Genomic DNA, 19,052 nt, shown 5'->3' with positions numbered 1-19,052 from the left:
CCTTGTTCAGCCGTCGGCCGGCGCGAGTGTCGCCACAGGTGGGCGGCCTGCGGCCCGTAGCGCCGTCCTGACCAGAACAAGGTTCTCAGATCCGGTGCCGCGCCACGTGGGTCCAGACGGTGCCGGTGAGCGCGATGATGCCGCACAGCGTCACGCCCGGGTCGGGCAGCACCAGGCCCAGGACCAGCAGCGTCACGGCGGCGACGTCGAAGAAGATCAAGACGGCGTTCCGGACCCCGCGCGACTTCGGGCGCCGGCCGTCGCGCAACGCGGCAGCCAGCTCCGGGTCACTGAGCTCCAGGTTGCGCTCGATCTTCTCGAGCTCGGTGCGGTCGTGGTGACTGAGCATCGGGCCTCCTTCGGCGCCGAACCCGCCGTATCGCCGTAGCGAATACCCAATCGTCCTCCTCGCGAACCGCCGAACGCCTTCTGATTTCGTGCTTTTTTCTGGTCCGACCGGGTGATCTGCGCTCCGTGACCGGCTTCGGCCACGTTACGTTGCCCTGAAGAACGTGGCCGGTCACGTACCGGACGGCGGTGGGGGCGGCCGGGTGGCCACGTCCTGCCTTCGTGCCGGTGGCCGGTCGGGCCCTTCAACCAGCCGGAGGATTTTCATGACCCTGCCCACCGAACCGATCGGCAGCATCCCGCGTCCCGCCTCCCTCCTCGAAGGCCTCGGCGAGTTCGCCGCGGGCCGGATCGACGCCGCCGCGCTCGCCGAGCTCGAGAGCCGGGCGCTGGCCGACACGATCCGCCGGTTCGAGGAGACCGGCTCACCGGTGCTGACCGACGGGGAGCAGGGCAAGCCGAGCTTCGCGACGTACCCGCTGGCCGGGCTCGAAGCCCTGGCGCCCGACGGCGTCGTCATCCCGTTCGCCGACGGGCACACCCGGCAGCTGCCGCGGCTCACCGCCGGCCCGTTCCGCTACGCGACGCACGCCGGCTCGTACCTGACGCGCGCGAAAACGCTTACCGATCGGCCCGTCAAGCAGGCGGTGATCGCCGCGTCCGCGCTCTCGCTGATCTACCCGGGCGACGGCATCGAGGGGTACTCGCAGGAGCAGTTCGTCGCCGACCTGGTGAACGAGGCCGAGGCGGACATCCGGGGCAGCCTCGACGCGGGCGCGGACAGCGTGCAGATCGACTTCACCGAAGGGCGGCTGTCGCTGAAGCTCGACCCGTCCGGCGGGCTGCTGCGCCAGTTCGTCGAGCTGAACAACGCCGTGCTCGACCGGTTCACCGCCGAGGAGCGCGCGAAGATCGGCGTCCACACGTGCCCGGGCGGCGACCAGGACTCCGTGCACAGCCTCGACGTCGACTACGCGGGCCTGCTGCCGGCGTTGTTCGACCTCAAGGCCGGCCGCTTCTTCGTCCAGCTGGCCAGCGAAGCCGACCCGGAGCGCGCGCTGCGGGTGATCGCCGAGCACCTCAAGGCCGATCAGCGGGTCTTCGTCGGGGTCATCGACCCGATCGACCCGCGGGTGGAGACCGCGGAGGAGGTCCGGGACCGGGTGCTCACCGCGGCGAAGTACGTGCCGGCCGAGCGGCTCGGCACCTGCGACGACTGCGGGTTCTCGCCGTTCGCCGACGACACGTCGACTTCGCGAGACATCGCGTTCGCGAAGATCGCGGCGCGGGTCGAGGGCACGCGGCTGGCGTCGGAGAAGCTCGGCTGAGCGGACGGCGTGAGCCCCGACCCGGGCTCACGCCGTCTCGGCGGCGACCTTCAGCCCGAGGGCGACGAGCACGGTGCCCAGGACCGCGTCGAGACCCCGGCGGACGCGGCCGGCGCTGAAGAACCGCTTCAGCGCCCCGACGACCACGGCGAGGGTGACGAACCACAGGACCGTGCCGGCGGTGGCGATCGCGGCCAGTTCGAGCGTCTGCAGGGTGGAGCCGTCGGCGGGCAGGAACTGGGGGAGCAGGGCCAGGAAGTACACGGCGACCTTGGGGTTCAGCAGGTTCGTCACCAGGCCCTGGCGGAAGGCGGCCCCGGCCTCGAGTCGCGGGCCCCCGGTGGTCCGGGGAAGGTCCCGGTACTCGCCGCGGCGCACGGCCAGCCACGCCTTGACACCGAGGACCACCAGGTAGGCCGCACCGGCCAGCTTGACCACGGTGAAGGCGACCGCCGACGCGGTGAGCACGGCGGCGACCCCCAGGGCGATCGCGACCACCCAGGCGAAGACACCGAGCGCGATCCCGGTGCCCGCGGCGATCCCGGCCCGTCGCCCGCCGGCGAGCGCCGAGCGCGTCACGACGACGAAGTCGGGCCCGGGCGACATCGCCCCGAGCACGACGACCAGCAGGAAGGAGGCGGCGGTGGCACCGGGGATCATGGGCAGAGGATACGACCCGGCCGCCACTCGTTTTCCCGGGAAGTTCGAATTTGAACCTCGTGTAGGGTCGATCTTGTGGGTGATTCCAGGGGTGAGGGCATGACGGCCGAGGTGCGGACGCGGGTGCGGATCCCGCTGCGGCTCGACGGCGGCGTCGCGGTGGACGCCGAAGCCGTCACCTTCCGCGGCCTGGCCGATGGCGGTGAGCACCTGGCGTTCGTCCTGGGCACGCCCGGTGAGGTGCCGCTGGTGCGGCCGCACTCGGAATGCCTGACCGGCGACGTCTTCGGGTCGGCGCGCTGCGACTGCGGCCCGCAGCTGGCCGAGGCGGTCGCGCGGATCGCCGAGACGGGCGGGTTCCTGCTGTACCTGCGCCAGGAGGGCCGGGGCATCGGGCTGTACAACAAGCTCGACGCGTACGCCCTGCAGGACGGCGGCCTCGACACCTACGCCGCGAACGCCGCGCTCGGCCTGCCCGAGGACGCCCGCGACTACACGGTCGCCGCGCAGATGCTCGGTGCGCTCGGGGTGGACCGGGTCGACCTGCTGTCGAACAACCCGGACAAGGCGGAGCAGCTGCGGGCGGCCGGGATCGCGGTGCGCGACCGGGTCCCGACGGGGGTGTTCGCGACCGAGAACAACGTCCGGTACCTGCGCGCGAAGGCCGAGCAGACCGGGCACACGCTCAGCCTCCCCGGCCTGGCCAGCTGACGCGGACCCGGAGGGTCGCCTCAGGTCAGGCGCTGGGCCGCCGCGGCCGCGGGGCTCGTGGTGAGCTTCTCCAGGAGGCCGATCAGGGTGGCCCGTTCCGACGGGGTCAGTGACGCCACCCAGGCCTGCTCGCGCTCGTTGTGCTCCTGGTAGGCGTCGGTCACCGCGGTGTGGCCCGCTTCGGTGAGCGCCAGCTGCACCGCCCGGCGGTCGTGGGGGACCGCGGTGCGGGTCGCCAGGCCGTCCCGCTCCAGGGTCTTGACCAGCGCCGACACCGCCGCGCGGCTCATCCCGGCGAGCCGGGCCACGTGGCGGGACTCCAGCGGGCCGGCCAGCCAGAGGACGAACAGCACCCGGAAGCCGGCCCAGCTCCAGCCGCGCGGGCGGTGGACCGTCGACTCCCAGTCGTAGACGAGGGCGCCGGCCAGCCGGTGCAGCGTGAGGCCGAGGCGCATCGCCACCGGGTCGGTCGCGGGCAGCTCGGCCTGCGTCTTCCCGATCGCGTAGTCGACGAACGAGAGGTAGTCGAGGTCGGCCGGTCGGTCGGTCATGCGGCCAGGTTAAGGGAAGGAGGGTTCCGCACGGCGGTACGGCGGGCTAGCCTGACTTGATAGTCAATCCTTTGACGATCAAGGAGCGCTCGCCGTGACGAAGAAAGCCTTCGCGTCTTCGGCCGACCTGGCGGAGAAGGCGCAGACCCTCGAGAACCTGGCGGACGGGGTCTGGGCGCTGACCGCCGAGGGCGACCCGAACATCGGCGCGATCGAAGGCGAGGACTTCCTCGTCTGCTTCGAGGCACTGGCCACGCCCGTCGCGGCCGCCGACTGGCTCGCGAAACTGCGGGAGCACACGGACAAACCCGTGCGGTACCTGGTGCTGAGCCACTACCACGCCGTGCGCGTGCTGGGCGCGTCCGCCTTCGACGCCGACGTGATCGTCGCGCACGAGAACACCCGTGCCCTGGTCGCCGAGCGCGGCAAGGAGGACTGGGAGAGCGAGTTCGGCCGGATGCCACGGCTGGCGAAGGGCGCGGAGTCGGTGCCCGGGCTGACTTGGCCGACGCTGACCTTCTCCGACCGGCTCACGATCGACCTCGGCGGCGACCGCGGCGACCTCGTCCTGCAGTACTGCGGGCGCGGCCACACCGAAGGCGACATCGTCGCCTGGCTGCCGCGGCAGAAGATCCTCTACGCCGGCGACCTCGTGGAAGCGGAAGCCGCGCTCTACACCGGCGACGCCTTCCACCGCGAGTGGGCGTCGTCCACTTTGGACCGGGTGGCCGCCTTCGGGGCCGAGACCCTGATCGGCGGCCGCGGCGGCGTGAGCCGCGGGGCCGATGCGGTCGGCGCCGCCATCGCGCAGACGCGGCACTTCCTGGACACGATGCTCCGCGAGGTCGGCGCCGTCCGCGACGCCGGTGGCACGCTCAAGGAGGCCTTCGAGCGCACGCACGCGGCCTTGAACGACCAGTACGGGCACTGGCCGATTTTCGAACACTGCCTGCCTTTCGACGTCTCGCGGCTGTGGGACGAGCTGTCCGGCATCGAGCGGCCGGTGGTGTGGACGGCCGAACGCGACCGCGAAGTCTGGGACCAGCTCCAAGGATGACGGTCGCCGTCCTCGGCAGCGGCCCGGTCGGCCAGACGGCCGCGCTGCTGCTCGCGCGCCGGGGCGTGCCGGTCGTGCTCGTCGACGAGCACGAGGGGCGCGATCCCGTGGGTTCCAAGGCCATCTGCCACCAGCGGGACACCTTGGACGTCTGGGCGTGGCTCGGCGCCGGGTGCCTCGCCGAGGAGGGCCTCACCTGGACGACCGCGCGGACCTTCCACCGCGACCGGGAGCTGTTCTCCCACCGGCTGCCGGACGCCGGCTCCGCGCTCCCGCCGTTCGTCAACCTGTCGCAGGCCCGCGTCGAGGCGGTCCTGGACGAGCTGATCGCGCGGCAGCCGCTGATCGACGTCCGCCGCGGTCACCGCGTCACCGGCCTGACCCAGCCGGGCTGCGTCGAAATCCGGTGCGAGACGAAAGCCGGGCCGCGCCGGATCGAGGCCGACTACGCGATCGCCTGCACCGGGGCCCACGGCGACGCGGTGCGCCGGGCGCTCGGGCAGCACCTCGGCGGGGTGTCGTTCCGCGACCTGTTCCTGATCTGCGACATCCGCGCGGACCTGCCGGGCTGGGCGGCCGAACGGCGGTTCTGGTTCGACCCGCCGTGGAACCCGGGCCGTCAGGTGCTCATCCACCCGTGCCCGGGCTCGGAATTCCGCATCGACTGGCAGGTCCCCGAGGACTACGACCTCGCCGCCGAAGAGTCGGGCGGGGCCCTCGACCACCGGATCCGCGCGATCATCGGCGACCGGCGCTACGAGGTGATCTGGCGCTCGGTGTACCGCTTCCACACGCGGCTCGTCGACCGCATGCGCGCCGGCCGCGTGCTGCTGGCCGGGGACTGCGCGCACCTCGTCGCGCCGTTCGGGGCGCGCGGGCTCAACTCCGGCGTGGCCGACGCGGAGAACGCGGCCTGGAAGCTGGCGGCCGTCCTGCGCGGCGACGCGGGGGAGGAGCTGCTGGAGAGCTACCACACCGAGCGGCACGCGGCGGCGGTGGAGAACGCGGCCGTCACCACCGCGACGATGGACTTCCTGGTGCCCCAGGACGACGAGCGGCGCCGTCGCCGGCTCGACGTCCTCACGCGGGCGGCGCACGACGCGGCCGCCTGCGAGCAGGTCGACTCGGGCCGGCTGGCCGAACCGTTCTGGTACGCGGACTCGCCGCTGACCACACCGGATCCGGAACGGCCGTGCGCGGGACGGCCGCCCCGGGGTGCGTTGCCGCCGCCGGGACCGGGCGTGCTGCTCCCGGACGTCACCGTCGCGAGTGGACGGTTGCGCGACCTGGCCCGGCCGGGGTTCCTCGCCCTGACGACGCCCGGGGTGCGGGTGCCGGGGCTGCGGTCGGTGGCGATCCCGGTGGGCGGGGTGCTGGGTGCGCGTCCGGGCGAAGCCTGGCTGGTCCGCCCGGACGCGTACGTCGCCGCGGTGTTACGGGTAGGAGACGAGCGGGCTCACCTGGTGCCCGGTGTTCGCGGCGTCACCCGTGTCGTTGATGACGTGGGCGATCGTGCCCACACCGCCGAGTGACACCGACACCAGGTTGTGGAACCGGACGCCGCTGTTGTTCGGCACTTCGAACGAGTGACTGGCCACCATGGACGGATTCGTGTTGAAGAAGCAGTAGCTGCCCAGGCCCCAGCCTTCGTGGCTGGTCACCGAGTCGGCCACCTTGTACGCCGCCCAGCCCTGCCGGCCGCCGCCGCTGGACCAGGACGCCTGGTCCGGCGGGTCGTACGGCATTTCGTTCTGGAAGAAGTACGTCCGCCCGCCGTTGCCGTTCCAGAGCACCTCGTACTGCTGGTAGTGCTCGACGAACAGGCCGTACATCGTCACGTTCGCGCCGTTGACGACGAGACCGTTCGCCGCGGTGTTGACGTTCCACCCGACGCCGTACGAGTGGTCGCCGCGCCAGAGCCACATGTGATCGCCGATGACGTTGCTCGAATTGACCACGAGGGTCTGCGTGGCCTTCCCGACGGCCGCGCCGCCGATCCGGAAGAACACGTCGTGCAGCGACGTCGGGTCGGCCGCGTGGCCGGCGTTCGAGCCGGGCTGGCCGACCTGCACGAGCACCGGCGAGTTCACCGCGCCCGCGTCGATCAGCAGCCCGGCGATCTTCACGCCGTCCACGTCGGACGTCGTGATCGCGGCGTTGCCGTTCGTCGGTGTCAGCGTCGCGAGACCGAGGCCGAGCACCACGGTGTCCGGACGCGTGACGTTCAGCGCCTGGTCGAGGTGGTAGACGCCCGGCGTCACGAGCAGGTTCTTGCCCGCGGCCAGGGCCGCGTTGAGCGTTGCCGCCGAGTCCGACGGATGCGCGACGTAGAACTCGCTGAGCGAGATCGCCTGTCCGGCGGGCGCGCCGTGGCCCCAGCTGGTGCCGGACGAGTTCTGCCGCAGCGCCGGGACGAAGACGTTGTAGCTGCCCGAGCCGTCGACGTAGAGGAACGGCTTCTCGCGGATCACCGGGGTCTGGCCGACGACCGTCTCCGGCGGGTTCGGGAACGACGCCGGCGGCGTGCCGGTCGAGCCGACGAACACCATGTTCCAGACGCCGCCCTGCCAGCCGCCGAGCTCGCTGTTGCGGGTGAGGAACTGCTGCTGCGAACCGGAAACGGCGACTCCGTCGATCTTGCTGTCGGCGATCAGGCCGCCGCTGGCCCAGCCGTCACCGCCGTTCCACAGCTGGATCTGGCTGCCCCGCAGGTGCATCCGGCGGTAGGGCGCGGCCTGCGCGACGGCCCAGCGTTCGACCTGGCCCGCGGGCAAGGTCACCGAGAGGTTTTCGGCCGACCGCCAGAAGTTCTGCGTCGCGTTGCCCTTGTTGGCCGGGTTGTCGCCTTGCTGCAGCCAATCCGCTTCGACGCGGACGTGGCCGTCGAGGTTGACGTCGTCGGGGGAGAGCCCGAGGCCCGCCACCTGCTCGTAGAAGCCGAGGTTGACGTCGGCGTTGTAGCTGCCGGGCTTGAACAGCACGGCGTAGCGCTCGGTGCCGAACTGGTTGGTGTGCTGCTGGTCCGCGATCTGCGTCAGCCGGTTCTGGATCGTCGCGGCCGGGGTCGAGGGGTCGAACACCGACACGTTCGGCCCGAAGCCCGGGTTGCGCGGGTCGGTCGGCGGGATGGTCGTCCCGCCGCCGGTGCCGTGGGCGGCGACCTCCCACAGCGAATAGCCGTACTGCGTGGCGCGCTGGGTGCCGGTGATCCGGAGGTACCGCGCGGTGCCGGTGAGGGGCACGGTCTGCGTGCCGCCGGCGCCGGTGGTGGTCGAGTACGCCGTGGTCCAGCTGCTCGCGTCGGCGGAGAGCTGGACGCTGAACGCTTTGGCGTAGGCGGCTTCCCAGCTGAGCACCACGTCGCAGAGCTGCTGCGCGGAGCCCAGGTCGACCTGCAGCCACTGCGGGTCGCCGAACGCGCTGGACCAGCGCGTGCCGGTGTTGCCGTCGACCGCGGCGGACGCGGGTGTCCCGCCGTTCTCGGTGGACGACGCGGTCGCGGGGCGGCCCTGCGCGAGGTTCGTGGTGCCGCACGCGGCGGCCTGGGCCGGTGCGGAGCCGACCACCGCCGCGGTGGTGACCGCGGTGACGAAGGTGGTGGCGATGACGAGGAGGCGGTGTACGGGGGAGAACGTCGTTGATCTCATCGGCCTGCCTGCTGCTCGGGGGGAGGACGGGCGAAACGGGCCGGGCGAGCCCCACAGCTCGCGCCGGCGTCGGGTGGTGCGGCGGGTTCACGCCCCGGGACACCCGCCCGGCGCCGTGAGCCGGAGGAGCGGTACCGGGTGGTGCGAGGAGCGCGAACCAGTCAGCCCGAAGGGTGTGTGCCGCGGCGGAACTGGCCCGGGTGGCGGTCACGGAACCGGTTCCGTCGGTGAGCTCGCAGTTAACAGCGTGGGGTTCGGCGGAGTCAAGGACCCGGCGCGGATTCTCCTCGGCCGGACCAGTCCGCGGGCCGGTCCGCGACCGTCCGGCGCAGCGTCGTTGACATTTTACGATCCTTTATTTATATCTTGAACTAAGAGCGTGCCGACGGGCGGGACCCACACCCGCACCGAAGACCACGTGAGCCGATCCGCGCCGGGGCAAGGCCGCCCCGGCGCCGGTTCGCCGTGGAGGTGCCCATGCAACGCCGCATGCCGAGGATCCGGGTTCTCGCCGTCCTCGCCCTGACCCTGGCCGCCCTGCTCACCGCACCGGTGGCGCAGGCCGCGCCCGTCCTGCTTTCCCAAGGCCGTCCGGTGACGGCGTCCTCGACCGAGTCCGCCGCGTTCCCGGCGTCCGCCGCCGTCGACGGCGACCCCGGTACCCGGTGGTCCAGCGGGTTCAGCGACCCGCAGTACCTCCAGGTCGACCTCGGCTCGACCCAGCAGCTGTCCCAGGTCGTGCTGAGCTGGGAAGCCGCCTACGCCAAGGCGTTCACGGTCCAGGCCTCCGCCGACGGCGCCACCTGGACGTCCCTGTATTCGACCACCACCGCGACCGGCGGCAGCCAGACCCTGAACGTCACCGGCAGCGGCCGGTACGTCCGGCTCACCGGCACCCAGCGCGCCACGCAGTACGGCTATTCGCTGTGGGAATTCCAGGTCTACGGCGGGGGCGGCACGACCCAGCCCGGCGACGTCCTGCTGTCCTACGGCAAACCCGGCACCGCGTCCTCCTCCCAGGACGACGGCGCGTGCCCCGGCTGCCTGCCGGCGAAGGCGTTCGACCACGACCCGGCCACGCGCTGGGCGACCAGCGCGACCACCGGCTGGGTCGACCCGGGCTGGCTCACCGTCGACCTCGGCGCGCCCGCGGCGATCCACCAGGTCGTCCTGCAGTGGGACCCGGCCTACGCCGTCGCGTACCAGATCCAAGTCTCGAACGACAACGCGAACTGGACGACGCTCTACTCGACCACGACGGGCAAGGGCTTCAAGGAGACGCTGACCGTCAACGGCTCCGGCCGGTACGTCCGGATGTACGGCACCGCCCGCTCGAACGGGTACGGCTACTCGCTGTGGGGCTTCGACGTCTACGGCACCGGCGGCAACCCGACGACGCCGCCGCCCGCGCCGCCGGCCCCGCACTTCCCGGGCACCCTGGTCTGGAGCGACGAGTTCAACGGCGCCGCGGGCACGGGCCCGGACGCGAGCAAGTGGACCGCCGAGACCGGCCCCGGCGTCAACAACGAGCTCGAGTACTACACGAACAACAACAACGCCAAGCAGGACGGCCGCGGCAACCTCGTCATCCAGGTCCGGCGCGAAGCCACGCCGGGCAGTGCGTGCCCGGTCGACCCGATCAGCGGCAGCGGCACCTGCCAGTACACCTCCGGCCGGATCAACACCGCGGGCAAGTTCAGCTTCACCTACGGCCACGTCGAGGCGAACATCAAGGTGTCCGGCACGCAGGGACTGTGGCCCGCGTTCTGGTTGCTGGGCGCCAACTTCTTCAGCGGCACGCCGTGGCCCAACTGCGGCGAGATCGACATCATGGAGCACGTCGGCAAGTCGCCGAACCTGGCCTACTCGACCATCCACGCCCCGGCCTACAACGGCGCGGGCGGCATCGGCGCGCCCCTGGACCTCGGCCAGGACGTCTCCGCCGGGTTCCACAAGTTCGGTCTCGACTGGGACGCCAACCACATGACCTTCTCCGTCGACGGCACCGCGTTCGAGACGATCAACCGCGACACGGTGGAGAGCACGCGCGGGCCGTGGGTCTACGACCACCCGTTCTTCCTGATCCTCAACAACGCCATCGGTGGCGACTTCCCCGGCCCGCCGGGAGCGGGGACCGTGCTCCCGCAGGACATGGTGATCGACTACGTGCGGGTGTACCAGTGAGGCGCCGGCTCGCCCTCGGTGCGGTAGCCGTCGCGGGGCTGCTCGCCGTCCCGCCGGTCACCGCCGAGGCGGCTCCGGCGCTGCTCTCCCAGGGGCACGCCGTGACTGCGTCCTCCACCGAAAACGCCGCCGTCCCCGCGAGCGCGGCGGTCGACGGTGATCCGGGCACGCGCTGGTCCAGCCTCGCCGCCGATCCGCAGACGCTGCAGGTCGACCTCGGCTCGGTGCGCACCCTGAACCAGGTCGTGCTCCAGTGGGAGGCGGCGTACGCCACGGCGTTCACGATCCAGGCCTCGGCCGACGCCGGTCAGTGGTCCACCGTGTATTCGACCACGACCGGCACGGGCGGCACCCAGACGCTGCCTGTGTCGGGCAGCGGCCGGTACGTCCGGCTGACCACCACGCGGCGGGCGACCCAGTGGGGGGTGTCGCTGTGGGAGTTCCAGGTCTTCGGTGACGGCTCGGCCCAGGCGTGCGGCAGTGCGAACGCCGCGCTGCGGCAACCCGCGACCGCGTCGAGCGTCCAATCGGAGGCGTTCCCCGCGAGCGCGGCGGTCGACGGTGACGGCGGGACCCGCTGGTCGAGCCTGGCCGCCGACCCGCAGTGGATCCAGGTCGACCTCGGCGGCGCGCGGGCGGTCTGCGGCGTCGACCTGACCTGGGAAACGGCCTACGCGAGCGCGTACACGGTCCAGCTGTCCACCGACGGGACGTCCTGGACGACGGCGGCGACCGTGACCGGGGCGGGCGGCACCGAACACCCCGCGGTCTCCGGCAGGGCGCGGTACGTCCGGGTGAACGCCACCGCACGAGCCACCCCCTGGGGCGTCTCGCTGTGGGAGTTCGCGGTGCACACCAGCGACAGCGCACCGCCGACGACCGGTTGCCCGTGGGTGGGCTCGACAGCGCCGGTCGCCGACCGGGTGAACCAGCTGATGGCGGTGATGACCGCCCAGCAGAAGGTGAAGGTGCTGCACGGCAACGGCGCGACCGGCCCGTACATCGGCAACACCGACGCGGTGCCGGAGCTGTGCATCCCGGCCCTCGGCCTGCAGGACGGCCCGGCCGGGGTCGGTGACGGGCTCGACGGCGTCACCCAGTTCCCGGCGCCGGTGTCGGCCGCCGCGACCTGGGACACCGCGCTGGTGAACCGGTACGGCAGCGCCATGGGCGCCGAGTTCGCCGGCAAGGGCGTCGACATCGCCCTCGGCCCGACGATCAACCTGGTCCGCGACCCGCGCTGGGGCCGCAACTTCGAGACCTACAGCGAGGACCCGTACCTCGCCGGCGCGGCCGGGACCGCGACGGTCCAGGGCATCCAGAGCCAGGGCGTGCTGGCGCAGGCCAAGCACGCGGCGGCGTACAACGTCGAGGCCGGGGCGTCGCGCGGGACACCGTCGGACAACGTCATCATCGACGACCGGACACTGCACGAGCTGTACCTGCCGGCGTTCCAGCAGGTGGCGAGCCAGGGCCAGGTCGCGTCGATGATGTGCGCCTACAACCAGATCAACGGCGTCCCGGCGTGCCAGAACAGCGGCGTGCTCACCACGGCGATCAAGCAGGACGCGAACTGGGGCGGCTTCGTCGGCTCGGACTGGGGCTCGGCGACCGGCGGCCCGCGGCAGCTGGCCAACGGCGGGCTCGACATGGAGATGCCCGGCGGCGCGTTCTTCGGTCAGGGCCTGCTCGACGCCGTCTCCCGCGGCGAAGTGACGCAGGCCCGCGTCGACGACATGGTCCGGCGGGTGCTGACCCAGATGTTCCGGTTCGGCCTCTTCGACCGGGCTCGGCGCGGCACGCCCGCTTCCGTGGTGACCAACGCGGCCAACGTCGCCACCGCGCGGGACGTCGCCGCGGCCGGGTCGGTGCTGCTGAAGAACACCGGCGTGCTGCCGCTGGGTTCGTCGGTCAAGTCGATCGCGCTTTCCGGCGGCGACGCCATCGACCCGCAGAACATCGGCGGCGGCAGTGCCAAGGTGAACCCGTCGCCGGCGTCGGTGAACCCGATCGACGGCATCAAGGCGCGCGCCGGGTCCGGTGTCGCGGTGTCCTATGTGGATGGTGCGGGCGAGCACGTGCAGACGCCGGACATCCCGGGTGCGGTGGCGGCCGCTCGCACCGCGGACGTCGCCATCGTGTTCGGCAGCTACGGCGAATCCGAGACCCAGGACCTCGACACGATCGACCTGCAGAACCAGCAGAACGAGCTGATCGACGCCGTGGCCTCGGCCAACCCGCGCACGGTCGTCGTGCTCAACACGGGGTCGGCGGTGACCATGCCGTGGCTGGGCAAGGTCGCGGCGGTGATCGAAGGCTGGTACCCGGGGCAGGAGAACGGCAACGCGCTCGCGTCGCTGCTCTACGGCGACGTCAACCCGTCGGGCAAGCTGCCGATCAGCTTCCCGAAGCAGCTCGCCGACCTGCCGACGGCGAACGTCCAGCAGTTCCCGGGCGCGAACGACCGGATCGAGTACTCCGAAGGACTCAACGTCGGCTACCGCTGGTACGACAGCCGGAACCTCGACCCGCTGTTCCCGTTCGGCTTCGGCCTGTCGTACACGACGTTCGGGTTCTCGAACCTGGTCGTCACGCCACAGGGCACGGGCGGCACCGCGACCGTGACGGCCACGGTGACCAACACCGGCACCCGCGCGGGCGCCGACGTCGTCCAGCTGTACGTCGGCCAGCCGGCCGGGAACGGCGAGCCGCCCAAGCAGCTCAAGGGGTTCAAGAAGGTGCAGCTGAACCCCGGGCAGAGCGCTCAGGTGTCGTTCCCGCTCACCCCGCGGGACCTCGCGCACTGGACGGGCTCGTGGACGGCGAACGCCGGCCAGTACCGCGTCTACCTCGGTGATTCCTCGCGCAACGTGCCGCTGTCGGCGACGCTGACCGTCTCCTGAGTCGACTCGCGGATCACCAGCGCGGTCGGGACGATCAGCGGGGTGTCCGGGGACGGCACGCCGGCCAGGCGGTCCAGCAGCAGCCCGGCCGCCGTCTCGCCCATCTGCCGCAGCGGCTGGCGGATCGTGGTGAGCGGCGGCTGGGTGTGCGCGGCCAGGGGGATGTCGTCGAAGCCGACCACGGCGACGTCCCCCGGCACCGCGCGGCCCGACTTGCGCAGGCCGGCCAGCACGCCCGCCGCCGTCAGGTCGTTGTGCGCGAAGACCGCGTCGAACGCCGGGCCCGTTTCGAGGAGCTGGAGGATCGCCGCTTCGCCGCTTTCGCTCGTGAAGTCGCCTTCGATGATCAACCGCGGGTCGAGGGTCAGGCCGGCGTCGAGGACGACCTCGTTGAAACCGTTGAGGCGGTCGGCGGTGCAGCCGAAGTCGCGCGGGCCGGTCACCGTGGCCAGCCGGGTGCGGCCGATGTCGAGGAGGTGGTGCGCCGCGGACGCGCCGCCCTGCCGGTTGTCCGTGCCCACCGACGGGAACGACGGACGGCGGCCGCGGTCGTCGATCACCACCACCGGCAGCCCGGAGTCGTGCAGCACGCGCAGGTGCCGCACCGCGTCCGGCGGTTCCACCAGCAGGAGTCCGTCGAACGCCTTCGCCGACACCTGCCGCGAGAACTCGCCGAGGGAGTCGGCGCCGCGGTTGGCGGTGGACAGCAGCAGCCCGTAGCCCTTCGACTCCACGACGTCGGCGACGCCCTGCAGCACTTCGCCCATCCACGGCCAGGTCAGTCCCGGCACCAGCATCCCGACCGTGCGCGTCACCCCGCGGGCCAGCCCGACCGCGCCGGCGCTGGGGATGTACCCGGTCGCGGCGATCACTTCGCGCACCCGGATCGCGGTCGCCGCGTCCACGTCGGCCTTGTTGTTGAGCACCCGCGAAACGGTCGTCTTGCTCACCCGCGCGCGGCGGGCGACTTCGGCGATCGTGACGCGCATCCGTCCTCCCGATCGGGCGGGTGGAAAGCTCCGTGGTGCCAAGGTACTCGCCCGCGGGCCCGTCGCGAGGTGTCCGAGATCGATCAAGTGCGGACGGACAACCGCGTGAGGCTCGCGTCGCCGGCCTTCCAGCGCGTCCGGACCGCCACGTACCGGGCCGGCCCGGTGTCCGCCGTCGCGTAGGTGACGCCGTCGACGCTGGTTTCGACGGTGGCGGCGGGGACGCGTCCCCGGGTCCAGGTCAGTTCGACCGCGGAAACCTCCGTCACCGCCCCGAGATCGACGACCATCCGGCCGTCCGGGCCCGGCCGCCAGGCGGTCGCCGGGTCGTCGTCGACGGCCGCGGCCGGGGCGGACATGCCCGGCGGGAGGGGCTCGGCGGGGAAGGTGGTCCGCCCGAGCGCGCGGTCGGCCTGCGGGTACGGGCGGAGTTCGCCGAAGACGACCGGCACGGTCCGGCGCGGCGGCAGCAGCACCGGCCGGGCGCGCCCGCCGTCCGGAGTCACTGTGACCAGCACGGGCAGCAGCCCGGCCGGCGCGGTGAGGTCGACCCGGCTCGCGTCGCGGACGACCGCTTTCACCCCGGCGGGGCCGGTCAGCGTGAACCGCGGGGGCTCGATGCGGCCCTCCGCCGCGGCCAGCGCGTAGGAAAATTCCGTGCCGGTCCGGGTGACGACCTGCTCGCCGCGGTAGAGCCGGTGGGCGGCGCCCGGGATGGTCACGGTGCCGCGCACCGCGGCGTCGCCGAGGTTGAGCAGTACGAGGAAGCCGTCGGTGACGGTGGCTTCGACCGCGGCCGCGCCGGTGGCGACCCGGCCGGAAGGCTGCGGCGGACCGGGCCGCAGCTCGGCGACGAACCGGGCGGGCGGCCCGTCGGAGAGCGTGACCCGGTCTCCGGTGACGGTGAGCGGGTTCGGGCCCGCGACGGTGATCCCGGCCCGGCCGTCGATGTCCAGCCGGCCACCGGTGCTGCGCAGTGCGGGCACCGGGTAGCTCCCCGCCGGCGTCCAGGTCACGCCGTCCGGCGAGGTTTCGATCCGGTACTTCCGGCCCGCGGCCGCCTCCCAGCTCAGCCGCACGCGGCCGAAGGTCACCAGTGCGCCGAGGTCGACGGCCAGCCAGCTGTCCGCCCGCGTCCGGTCCGATGTGGACACTGCCCACCTGGTCGCGGCGTTGCCGTCGACGGCGTACTTCGCCTCCTTCCCCGGCGACGACGACGAAGCCGACGCGGTGCCGGCTCGTGCGAGGTCCGGGCCGTCGCCGACCTCGAACGCCCAGAGCGAATAGCCGTACTGCGGGTCCGGCTCGACGCCGAGCATGCGGACGTGCCGCGCGGTGACCGCGCCGAAGGTCAGCTCGTCGGTCCGGGCGCCGGCCCGTGCGGTGCCGGCTTTCACCGTCACCGTGCCTTCGGCGGCCGTGTAGGTGCGGTCGCCGTCGAGGCCGGGCACGCCGGGCATCGCGAGGTTGTGGACGTCCAGCACGCCCTCGCCCGCGGCGACACCGCTGCTCGCGTAGACGGCGGCACCGGTGGGCAGGGTGGCGAGCGCGGCATAGCCGGTGTCGAAGCGCAGGACGCCGACTGTGCCGTCGAAGCCGTCGCGGACCTTCGTCCAGGTCCTGGCGTGCCGTTCCCGCACCGCGAAGTTCGTGGACGGCAGCAGCATCGGGTTGGCGCCGCCGAGCACGAAGAGCCAGTCGTCGTGGTGGGGCTGCCAGGCGAACTTGACGAAGCCGGGCTTGCTGACCGTGCCGGCCCAGGCGGCGGGGGAGCGGTGGGCGAGCAGGCCCGGCCCGGGACCGAAGTCGGCGACCCCGGCGGCGTGGGCGGCGAACTCGCGCTCGTTCACCGGGACGACCGGGCCGCCGTGCGCGGCGCGCCACTCGTGCAGCAGGTAGCTGATGGCGAGTTCGGCGCGGGCCTCCGGTTCGTACTTCGGCTCGCCGGAGAACTTGGTGATCCGGTCGGCCGGCGCGTAGGCCTGGTAGGGCTCGAGGCGGGCGGCGAGGTCGGCCTCGGCGCGGGCGGCGTGGCGGTCACCGAGCACCTGGGCGCGGAAGGCCAGCGGGATGACGTCGCGGCCGTAGAGGTGCTCGCGGTCGGCGACCATCGGCATCAGCGGCTCGCCGGCGTCGCTGGTCATCAGCAGCATGGTGCGCCAGAGCAGTTCGCCGTTCGGCTGCGCGGTGAGCACCTCCGGCAGCGGCGTGCCGGCGGCGAGGAAGTGCATCGCGTTGCGGCCGGAGGTGCGCCAGAGCTCTTCCTGGTAGTGCGGGCCGAACGAACCGTGGTTCTCGACGAGGAAGGTGTCGTAGAGGTTCGTCGCGGTGTTCGCGCTGATCGGACGGCCGTCGACGAGCCGCGGGTTGGCCAGATCGGCGGCGGGCAGACCGGCCTCGTTGCGGCTCCACGCGCCGAAAGCCGCCCGCCACTCGCCCGCTCCCGGGTCGGCGGGTGCCCAGGCGAGCGCGGGCGCGAGGGATTGGGCGTAGACGCCCATCTCTTCGAGCTTGGTGTCGCCGACGTGGCCGCCGAGCAGGCCGTGCGGGGTCCAGCTGCCCGAGTCCGGGTCGTCGCCGGTGCCGAGCGCGGTGGTGTACGCGGCCTGTCCGGTGGTGATCCGCTCGACGGCCTGCCGGGTGGGGTCGTCGAGGTCCGTCCACAGGAGACGGGCGGCGAGCACGAAGTACGACTGGAAGGTGGTGTCGAAGAACAGCTTCCGGCCCCACTCGGAACCGCCGGCCAGCCGGTTCGACGCGGCGAAGCGCCGGATCGTGGCCAGGGTGTGCGTGCGCAGGGTCTCCCGGTCGACGCCGGCGATCGTGGCGTCGTAGCCGTCGCGGGTGAGCAGGACGGCGTTGCCGAGCACGACGGCGAAGGTGAAGTCCCGGGCCGGGTAGGTACCGGCGGCCGCGTCGAACTGCTGCTCGGCCCAGCGCGTGTGCCGCAGCAGGACGCGCAGGTACGTCGCGGCGACCGGATCGGGCGGGCCGCCGCCTGCCGCCGCCCGGGCCAGGCCGGGGAGCAGACCGGAGGCCAGCGCGGCCGCCGCCCCGCCCGCGCCCAGCAGGCGGAGCGCTCGCCGCCGGTCCAGCTCGCCCATGCCCCGGCCTCCGCTCGCTGACAACCTTGTCAGGGCGGATTCTGGGACGCCGTCGTCTTGCCGGGCAAGCCCGTCGCGGGATCCCGTCCGGTTTCGGACAACCCCGCAGTTCTTCGTATAACGCTCTATACCCGGCGGGTGTACCGCGCGATCACGACGCCTTGGGTCGTCGGGACACAGCTCGTGAGGGCGAACTCGGTGAGCGGCGCGTCGCCGAAGAGCCGGGCGCCCGCGCCGAGGGTCAGCGGGTGGATCAGGAGGGTGTAGTGGTCGACCAGCCCGGCGGCGTGCAGGTCCCGGACCAGCGACGCGCTGCCGATGACCGAAAGGTCCCGGCCGGGGCGGGCCTTCAGCCCGGCCACCGTTTCGACCGCGCCGCCCCGCAGCAGGATCGAGTTCTCCCAGGCAGCGGCGTCGTCGAGCGTGGTCGAGGCGACGTACTTGGTGGCGGCGTTCAGGTGCGTGGTGAACGGGTTGCCGTCGGTGCGCCCGCCCCAGGCGGTGGTGAAGTCCTGCCAGGTGCGGCGGCCGAACAGCATGTCGCCGGGCCGGCTCATGCCAGTGGCCATCTCCCGGGCCATGACGTCGTCCTGGTAGCGCGTGCCCCAGCCGCCGTGGGCGAAGCCGCCGCGGGTGTCCTCGTCGGGACGGCCGGGGCCCTGCACGACGCCGTCGAGGGTGACGCTCATGGTGACGGTGATCGAACGCATCGCGGGGTGTCCTTCCGATCCGGGTGGGTGGTCACCGCCTACACGAACGGCAGCACCCGGGATCGACAGCCGCGACGGCGTGGTGAGATGACAACGTGATCACCGACCCGTGGGTGCTGCCCCTGCTCGTGCTGGCCGGCGTCGGGGCCGGCCTGACCGGGGCGACCGCCGGGCTCGCGTCGCTCGTCTCCTATCCGGCACTGCTCGCCGCCGGCCTGCCGCCGGTGACCGCCAACGTCACCAACACCGTCGCCATGCTGGGCACCACCGTGGGCGCCGCGGCCGGCGCGCGGCCCGAACTGGCCGGGCAGCGGCGCCGGCTCGTCCCGCTCTGCGCCATCACCACCGTCGGCGGCGCGTGCGGCGGCCTGGTCCTGCTGCTGACGCCGTCCGACGCGTTCACCCGCATCGTGCCGTGGCTGATCGGCGGCGCGTCGCTGGTGCTCATGGCGGGGCCGCGGCTGCGCCGGCTGGCCGAAGGCGCCGAGCACCACGGCCTCAGCCCGGCGACCGGCGTGGTCGCGTTCCTGATCGGCATCTACGGCGGCTACTTCGGCGCCGCCGCCGGCGTGCTCATGCTCGCGCTGCTGGTCAGCGTGTGGAGCCAGCCGCTCGCCCGCACCAACGCGGCGAAGAACCTGATCACCGGCTCGGCCAATCTCCTCGCCGCGATCGTCTTCTCGGTCACCGGCAAGGTCGTCTGGCCGGCCGCGCTCGCCGTCAGCCTCGGCTCGCTCGGCGGGGCGTGGCTGGGGTCCGCGCTCGTGCGCCGGCTGCCGGCGACGCCGTTGCGGATCGGGATCGGGATCGGCGGACTGGGCCTGGCGGTCGTCCTCGCCCTGAGGGCATGATCGGCGGAT

At 72.6% G+C, this 19,052-nt stretch carries 14 protein-coding genes; 7 read left to right on the top strand and 7 right to left on the bottom strand.

Features of this window, described 5'->3' with window-relative positions:
- Positions 1-85: 85 nt before the first annotated feature.
- Positions 86-349, bottom strand: a complete 264-nt coding sequence (locus QRY02_RS16540) for a DUF3040 domain-containing protein (protein WP_285992415.1) — start codon at positions 347-349, stop codon at positions 86-88.
- Positions 350-614: 265 nt separating this feature from the next.
- On the opposite strand from QRY02_RS16540, the gene QRY02_RS16535 reads away from it, so the two are divergent.
- Complete coding sequence (locus tag QRY02_RS16535; RefSeq protein ID WP_285992414.1) at positions 615-1,676, top strand: cobalamin-independent methionine synthase II family protein; 1,062 nt, start codon at positions 615-617, stop codon at positions 1,674-1,676.
- A 27-nt stretch (positions 1,677-1,703) separates the two neighbouring features.
- On the opposite strand, the gene QRY02_RS16530 is transcribed toward QRY02_RS16535, so the two are convergent.
- Positions 1,704-2,336: a LysE family translocator gene (locus QRY02_RS16530; protein ID WP_285992413.1), complete on the bottom strand. Its 633-nt coding sequence runs from the start codon at positions 2,334-2,336 to the stop codon at positions 1,704-1,706.
- 99 nt (positions 2,337-2,435) lie between these two features.
- Between QRY02_RS16530 and QRY02_RS16525 the strand changes: the two genes are divergently transcribed.
- On the top strand, positions 2,436-3,047 hold the full coding sequence (locus QRY02_RS16525; RefSeq protein ID WP_285992412.1) for a GTP cyclohydrolase II: 612 nt from the start codon (positions 2,436-2,438) through the stop codon (positions 3,045-3,047).
- 20 nt (positions 3,048-3,067) lie between these two features.
- On the opposite strand, the gene QRY02_RS16520 is transcribed toward QRY02_RS16525, so the two are convergent.
- The gene (locus tag QRY02_RS16520) at positions 3,068-3,598 is read right to left on the bottom strand and encodes a MarR family winged helix-turn-helix transcriptional regulator (RefSeq protein WP_285992411.1); all 531 of its coding nucleotides are present in this window, start codon (positions 3,596-3,598) and stop codon (positions 3,068-3,070) included.
- Positions 3,599-3,692: 94 nt separating this feature from the next.
- On the opposite strand from QRY02_RS16520, the gene QRY02_RS16515 reads away from it, so the two are divergent.
- Positions 3,693-4,655 carry an MBL fold metallo-hydrolase gene (locus QRY02_RS16515; protein WP_285992410.1) on the top strand — a complete coding sequence of 321 codons (963 nt, stop codon included), beginning with the start codon at positions 3,693-3,695 and terminating at the stop codon, positions 4,653-4,655.
- On the top strand, positions 4,652-6,187 hold the full coding sequence (locus tag QRY02_RS16510; RefSeq protein WP_285992409.1) for an FAD-dependent monooxygenase: 1,536 nt from the start codon (positions 4,652-4,654) through the stop codon (positions 6,185-6,187). Before QRY02_RS16515 ends, QRY02_RS16510 begins: the two co-directional genes overlap by 4 nt.
- Here QRY02_RS16510 and QRY02_RS16505 read toward each other — a convergent pair.
- Positions 6,089-8,302: a discoidin domain-containing protein gene (locus QRY02_RS16505; RefSeq protein ID WP_285992408.1), complete on the bottom strand. Its 2,214-nt coding sequence runs from the start codon at positions 8,300-8,302 to the stop codon at positions 6,089-6,091. The genes QRY02_RS16510 and QRY02_RS16505 overlap by 99 nt on opposite strands.
- A gap of 477 nt (positions 8,303-8,779) precedes the next feature.
- Between QRY02_RS16505 and QRY02_RS16500 the strand changes: the two genes are divergently transcribed.
- Together QRY02_RS16500 and QRY02_RS16495 are read left to right on the top strand one after the other, a co-directional pair.
- Complete coding sequence (locus QRY02_RS16500) at positions 8,780-10,486, top strand: discoidin domain-containing protein (protein ID WP_285992407.1); 1,707 nt, start codon at positions 8,780-8,782, stop codon at positions 10,484-10,486.
- Positions 10,483-13,389, top strand: coding sequence for a glycoside hydrolase family 3 C-terminal domain-containing protein (locus tag QRY02_RS16495; RefSeq protein WP_285992406.1), 2,907 nt, complete (start codon positions 10,483-10,485; stop codon positions 13,387-13,389). The genes QRY02_RS16500 and QRY02_RS16495 overlap by 4 nt, the downstream gene beginning before the upstream one ends.
- Here QRY02_RS16495 and QRY02_RS16490 read toward each other — a convergent pair.
- The 3 genes from QRY02_RS16490 to QRY02_RS16480 form a co-directional block, all read right to left on the bottom strand.
- Positions 13,332-14,378 carry a LacI family DNA-binding transcriptional regulator gene (locus QRY02_RS16490; protein WP_285992405.1) on the bottom strand — a complete coding sequence of 349 codons (1,047 nt, stop codon included), beginning with the start codon at positions 14,376-14,378 and terminating at the stop codon, positions 13,332-13,334. The genes QRY02_RS16495 and QRY02_RS16490 overlap by 58 nt on opposite strands.
- Before the next feature lie 83 nt (positions 14,379-14,461).
- Positions 14,462-17,482 carry a discoidin domain-containing protein gene (locus QRY02_RS16485; RefSeq protein ID WP_285992404.1) on the bottom strand — a complete coding sequence of 1,007 codons (3,021 nt, stop codon included), beginning with the start codon at positions 17,480-17,482 and terminating at the stop codon, positions 14,462-14,464.
- 125 nt (positions 17,483-17,607) lie between these two features.
- Complete coding sequence (locus tag QRY02_RS16480; protein ID WP_285992403.1) at positions 17,608-18,192, bottom strand: dihydrofolate reductase family protein; 585 nt, start codon at positions 18,190-18,192, stop codon at positions 17,608-17,610.
- A gap of 95 nt (positions 18,193-18,287) precedes the next feature.
- On the opposite strand from QRY02_RS16480, the gene QRY02_RS16475 reads away from it, so the two are divergent.
- A complete protein-coding gene (locus QRY02_RS16475) occupies positions 18,288-19,043 on the top strand; it encodes a sulfite exporter TauE/SafE family protein (protein ID WP_285992402.1) in 756 nt (251 codons plus the stop codon).
- Positions 19,044-19,052 lie beyond the last annotated feature (9 nt).

The sequence above is a fragment of the Amycolatopsis sp. DG1A-15b genome (assembly GCF_030285645.1).
Lineage (GTDB): Bacteria > Actinomycetota > Actinomycetes > Mycobacteriales > Pseudonocardiaceae > Amycolatopsis.
The sequence above is the reverse complement of the archived record's forward strand: the minus strand, read 5'-3'. Positions and strand labels throughout refer to the sequence as shown.

Coding starts and splice junctions, on each gene's coding strand:
- QRY02_RS16540 (WP_285992415.1), bottom strand. CDS start 349: ATGCTCAGTCACCACGACCGCACCGAGCTCGAGAAGATCGAGCGCAAC.
- QRY02_RS16535 (WP_285992414.1), top strand. CDS start 615: ATGACCCTGCCCACCGAACCGATCGGCAGCATCCCGCGTCCCGCCTCC.
- QRY02_RS16530 (WP_285992413.1), bottom strand. CDS start 2,336: ATGATCCCCGGTGCCACCGCCGCCTCCTTCCTGCTGGTCGTCGTGCTC.
- QRY02_RS16525 (WP_285992412.1), top strand. CDS start 2,436: ATGACGGCCGAGGTGCGGACGCGGGTGCGGATCCCGCTGCGGCTCGAC.
- QRY02_RS16520 (WP_285992411.1), bottom strand. CDS start 3,598: ATGACCGACCGACCGGCCGACCTCGACTACCTCTCGTTCGTCGACTAC.
- QRY02_RS16510 (WP_285992409.1), top strand. CDS start 4,652: ATGACGGTCGCCGTCCTCGGCAGCGGCCCGGTCGGCCAGACGGCCGCG.
- QRY02_RS16505 (WP_285992408.1), bottom strand. CDS start 8,302: ATGAGATCAACGACGTTCTCCCCCGTACACCGCCTCCTCGTCATCGCC.
- QRY02_RS16500 (WP_285992407.1), top strand. CDS start 8,780: ATGCAACGCCGCATGCCGAGGATCCGGGTTCTCGCCGTCCTCGCCCTG.
- QRY02_RS16490 (WP_285992405.1), bottom strand. CDS start 14,378: ATGCGCGTCACGATCGCCGAAGTCGCCCGCCGCGCGCGGGTGAGCAAG.
- QRY02_RS16485 (WP_285992404.1), bottom strand. CDS start 17,482: ATGGGCGAGCTGGACCGGCGGCGAGCGCTCCGCCTGCTGGGCGCGGGC.
- QRY02_RS16480 (WP_285992403.1), bottom strand. CDS start 18,192: ATGCGTTCGATCACCGTCACCATGAGCGTCACCCTCGACGGCGTCGTG.